This is a genomic window from Pseudomonas sp. BN505 (assembly GCF_029873175.1).
Classification (GTDB): domain Bacteria; phylum Pseudomonadota; class Gammaproteobacteria; order Pseudomonadales; family Pseudomonadaceae; genus Aquipseudomonas; species Aquipseudomonas putida.
In genome coordinates, this window is record NZ_SSOI01000054.1 from 1 (window position 1) to 4,453 (window position 4,453).

Annotated in this window: 6 protein-coding genes; all 6 read left to right on the forward strand. The window is 62.0% G+C overall.

From position 1 onward, the window contains the following. The coding region (locus tag E8E78_RS18435; RefSeq protein WP_280313832.1) for a fumarylacetoacetate hydrolase family protein at positions 1 to 408 on the forward strand (408 nt) is incomplete at its 5' end. Between the two features lie 5 nt (positions 409 to 413). Next, positions 414 to 1,874: a 5-carboxymethyl-2-hydroxymuconate semialdehyde dehydrogenase gene (hpaE, locus tag E8E78_RS18440; RefSeq protein WP_043199800.1), complete on the forward strand. Its 1,461-nt coding sequence runs from the start codon at positions 414 to 416 to the stop codon at positions 1,872 to 1,874. Between the two features lie 89 nt (positions 1,875 to 1,963). Next, positions 1,964 to 2,887 (forward strand): 3,4-dihydroxyphenylacetate 2,3-dioxygenase, encoded by a 924-nt coding sequence (gene hpaD / locus E8E78_RS18445; RefSeq protein WP_179027729.1) that lies wholly within the window; start codon positions 1,964 to 1,966, stop codon positions 2,885 to 2,887. 54 nt (positions 2,888 to 2,941) lie between these two features. Continuing rightward, on the forward strand, positions 2,942 to 3,352 hold the full coding sequence (locus E8E78_RS18450) for a 5-carboxymethyl-2-hydroxymuconate isomerase (protein WP_179027730.1): 411 nt from the start codon (positions 2,942 to 2,944) through the stop codon (positions 3,350 to 3,352). A gap of 96 nt (positions 3,353 to 3,448) precedes the next feature. Next, complete coding sequence (gene hpaH, locus E8E78_RS18455) at positions 3,449 to 4,252, forward strand: 2-oxo-hept-4-ene-1,7-dioate hydratase (RefSeq protein ID WP_280337127.1); 804 nt, start codon at positions 3,449 to 3,451, stop codon at positions 4,250 to 4,252. A 10-nt stretch (positions 4,253 to 4,262) separates the two neighbouring features. Next, on the forward strand, positions 4,263 to 4,453 hold a 191-nt coding region (locus E8E78_RS18460; protein ID WP_280337128.1), incomplete at its 3' end, for an aldolase/citrate lyase family protein.

Consider the following 4,453-nt stretch of genomic DNA (forward strand, 5'->3'; position numbering starts at 1 on the left):
GCCGGCTACACCGTGTGCAACGACTACGCCATCCGCGACTACCTGGAAAACTACTACCGCCCCAACCTGCGGGTAAAAAACCGCGACGCCACCACCCCGGTCGGCCCGTGGATCGTCGATGCGGCCGATGTGCCAGACGTCAGCAACCTGAAGCTGCGCACCTGGATCAACGGTGAGCTGAAGCAGGAAGGCACCACCGCGGACATGATCTTCGACATCCCGCACCTCATCGAATACTTCTCCAGCTTCATGACCCTGCAACCGGGCGACATGATCGCCACCGGCACGCCAGAAGGCCTGGCCGATGTGGTGCCGGGTGACGAAGTGGTGGTGGAAGTGGAAGGCGTCGGTCGCCTGGTCAACCGTATCGTCAGCGAAGCTGACTTCTTCAAGAACAACAAGGCATGAGCAGCATGATCAAGCACTGGATCAACGGCCGTGAGGTCGAGAGCAAAGACACCTTCGTCAACTACAACCCGGCCACCGGCGACGCCATCTGCGAAGTCGCCAGCGGCGGCGCCGAGGAAGTGGCCCAGGCTGTGGCTGCGGCCAAGGAAGCCTTCCCCAAGTGGGCCAACACCCCGGCCAAGGAACGTGCCCGGCTGATGCGCAAGCTGGGTGAGCTGATTGAGCAGAACGTGCCGAAACTCGCCGAGCTGGAAACCCTCGACACCGGCCTGCCGATCCACCAGACCAAGAACGTGCTGATCCCGCGTGCCTCGCACAACTTCGACTTCTTCGCCGAAGTGTGCACGCGCATGGACGGCCATACCTACCCGGTCGACGACCAGATGCTCAACTACACCCTGTACCAGCCGGTGGGTGTGTGCGGCCTGGTAAGCCCATGGAACGTGCCGTTCATGACGGCTACCTGGAAGACTGCGCCGTGCCTGGCGCTGGGCAACACCGCCGTGCTGAAGATGAGCGAGCTGTCGCCGCTGACCGCCAACGAACTGGGCCGCCTGGCGGTAGAAGCCGGCATCCCCAACGGGGTGCTGAACGTGATCCAGGGTTACGGCGCTACCGCCGGCGATGCCCTGGTCCGCCACCCCGATGTGCGCGCCATTTCCTTCACCGGCGGTACCGCCACCGGCAAGAAGATCATGCAGACCGCAGGCCTTAAAAAGTACTCGATGGAACTGGGCGGCAAGTCGCCCGTGCTGATCTTCGAAGACGCAGACCTTGAGCGTGCGCTGGACGCCGCGCTGTTCACCATCTTCTCGCTGAACGGCGAGCGCTGCACCGCCGGCAGCCGCATCTTCATCCAGGAAAGCGTGTACCCGCAGTTTGTCGCAGAGTTTGCGGCGCGCGCCAAGCGCCTGATCGTAGGTGACCCGACCGACCCGAAAACCCAGGTCGGTTCGATGATCACCCAGCAGCACTATGACAAGGTCACCGGGTACATCCGCATTGGCATCGAAGAAGGTGCACGCCTGGTCGCCGGGGGCCTGGAGCGCCCGGCCAACCTGCCTGCGCACCTGGCCAAGGGGCAGTTCATCCAGCCCACCGTATTCGCCGACGTGAACAACAAGATGCGCATTGCCCAGGAAGAAATCTTTGGCCCGGTGGTGTGCCTGATCCCGTTCAAGGACGAAGCCGAGGCGCTGCAACTGGCCAACGACACCGAGTACGGCCTGGCCTCCTACATCTGGACCCAGGACATCGGCAAGGCCCACCGCCTGGCGCGTGGCATCGAGGCCGGCATGGTTTTCATCAACAGCCAGAACGTACGCGACCTGCGCCAGCCGTTCGGTGGTGTGAAAGGTTCCGGTACCGGGCGTGAGGGTGGCCAGTACAGCTTCGAAGTCTTTGCCGAAATCAAAAACGTCTGTATTTCTATGGGCAGCCACCACATCCCTCGTTGGGGGGTGTAACACTTTCGTCATCGGGTCGGTACGTAGACGGTTCTGACGGATAGCCTGGGTACCGACTCGATGACTTCACAACAATTAGGAGTTACATCATGGGCAAGCTGGCACTCGCCGCCAAGATCACTCATGTCCCCTCCATGTACCTGTCCGAACTGCCGGGCCCACGCCAGGGTTTCCGCCAAGCGGCCATCGACGGACATTACGAAATCAGCCGCCGATGCCGTGAACTGGGAGTGGACACCATCGTCGTATTCGACACCCACTGGCTAGTCAACGCCAACTACCACGTCCTTTGTGGGCCGCACTTCGCGGGTGTTTACACTAGTAACGAGCTGCCACACTTCATCAGCAACATGCCCTATGAGTTTCCCGGCAACAGTGAACTCGGCCTGCTGCTGACCGAAGAATGCAACCGCTTCAATGTCGAAACCATGGCCCACCACGCCACCACTCTCGGCCCGGAGTACGGCACACTGGTGCCGATGCGTTACATGAACCAGGACCAGCACTTCAAAGTGATCTCGGTCTCGGCGCTCTGCACTTCCCATTATCTGGCCGACAGCGCCCGACTGGGCTGGGCCATGCGCAAGGCGGTGGAAGACCACTACGATGGCACCGTGGCGTTCCTCGCCAGCGGCTCACTGTCGCACCGCTTCGCCCAGAACGGACAGGCGCCGGACTTCGCCACCAAGGTGTGGAGCCCGTTCCTGGAAACCCTCGATCACCGTGTAGTGCAGATGTGGCAAGACGGCGAGTGGGAAGCCTTCTGCGGAATGCTTCCGGAGTACGCCGCAAAAGGACATGGCGAGGGCTTCATGCATGATACCGCGATGCTGATGGGCGCCCTCGGGTGGTCGAATTACGACGGCAAAGCCGAGGTAGTGACGCCCTACTTCGGCTCTTCTGGCACAGGTCAGATCAACGCGATCTTCCCGGTCACTCCACAAGACGGCTCGGCCATTCCTCCGGCCCAGGCCGCAAACCTGGCAGCCGTAGTGTCCACCAGCCGCCTCTGAAAACCTGCTGGCCGCCCCGAGTGGAGGTCAGCACTTCGCGCCCCGAGAAGCCCCATGCCCCACCTGGTTCTGCTCTACACCCCCGACCTCGAAGCCGACGCCAAGATCGCCGATCTGTGCCGCGCCCTAGCCGACAACATGCTCGAACAGCGTGACGAGAGCGGCAAGCCGGTATTCCCCACCGGCGGTACCCGCGTGCTGGCCTATCCAGCCGCTCACTGCGCGGTAGCCGACGGTCAAGGCCCCTATGGGTTTCTCTACGCGAATTTACGTATGGGTAGCGGCCGCTCCGATGCCGTTCACAAGCGCGTCGGCGACGGCCTTTTACACGTACTGAGAAGTCATCTGGACGATTTACTGCGACAGAGACCGATCGGCATCACAGTGCAGATCGACGAAAGTCGTGAACAGGTCTATGACGCTAAGCACAGCAGTTTGCATCCACTATTTAGCAGACCCGTCTGAAACAGCGAGTGCTGACAAGTCACGCACAGTGACCGGTAATTCAATTGGAGCTACTCGCTGTGCGGTTTGTTAACCCTCAAACCATGAGATTTCACGATGCTCGATAACTCTTTCATCCAGCAAGCGGCCGAGTGCCTGGACCAGGCCGAACGTTCCCGCGAGCAAGTGCGCCAGTTCTCGCTGGAGCAACCGGCAATCACCATCGAAGACGCCTACGCCATCCAGCGCGCCTGGGTGGCAAAAAAGATCGCCGCCGGGCGCAAGCTGGTGGGCCACAAGATCGGCCTGACCTCGCGCGCCATGCAGGTATCGTCGAACATCACCGAGCCCGACTACGGCGCCTTGCTCGACGACATGCTGTTCGACGAAGGCAGCGACATCCCCTTCGAGCGCTTCATCGTGCCGCGGGTTGAAGTGGAGTTGGCGTTCATCCTCGGCAAGCCGCTGAAGGGCCCGAACATCACCGTGTTTGATGTGCTGGACGCCACCGAGTGGGTGATCCCGGCGCTGGAAATCATTGACGCGCGCATCCAGCAGGTGGACCCGCAAACCCAGGCCACCCGCAAGGTGTTCGACACCATCTCCGACAACGCCGCCAATGCCGGCGTGGTGATGGGCGGGCGGGCCGTGCGCCCCACCGAAATCGACCTGCGCAAAGTGCCGGCGGTGCTCTACCGCAATGGCGTGATCGAGGAATCCGGGGTCAGCGCTGCCGTGCTCAACCACCCGGCCAAAGGCGTTGCCTGGCTGGCCAACAAACTGGCGCCGTACGACGTCACCTTGCAGCCCGGCCAGATCATCCTTGGGGGTTCGTTCACCCGCCCGGTCGCCGCTCGCCCAGGTGACACCTTCCACGTCGACTACGACATGCTCGGCTCCATCGCCTGCCGCTTCGTTTAAGGACCTGCTCATGGACATGCCCATCAACCACTTCAAGCGACGCCTGCACAGCGGTGAACCGCAAATCGGCCTGTGGCTCGGCCTGGCCGATGCCTACTGCGCCGAGCTGGCGGCCAATGCCGGTTTCGACTGGCTGCTGATCGACGGCGAACACGCGCCCAACGACCTGCGCGGCATGCTCGCCCAGTTGCAGGCGGTGGC

What these genes read in the sequence shown, in the direction of transcription:
- E8E78_RS18450 (WP_179027730.1), top strand. Translation starts at nt 2,942, where the DNA reads ATGCCCCACCTGGTTCTGCTCTACACCCCCGACCTCGAAGCCGACGCC.
- hpaD (WP_179027729.1), top strand. Translation starts at nt 1,964, where the DNA reads ATGGGCAAGCTGGCACTCGCCGCCAAGATCACTCATGTCCCCTCCATG.
- hpaE (WP_043199800.1), top strand. Translation starts at nt 414, where the DNA reads ATGATCAAGCACTGGATCAACGGCCGTGAGGTCGAGAGCAAAGACACC.
- hpaH (WP_280337127.1), top strand. Translation starts at nt 3,449, where the DNA reads ATGCTCGATAACTCTTTCATCCAGCAAGCGGCCGAGTGCCTGGACCAG.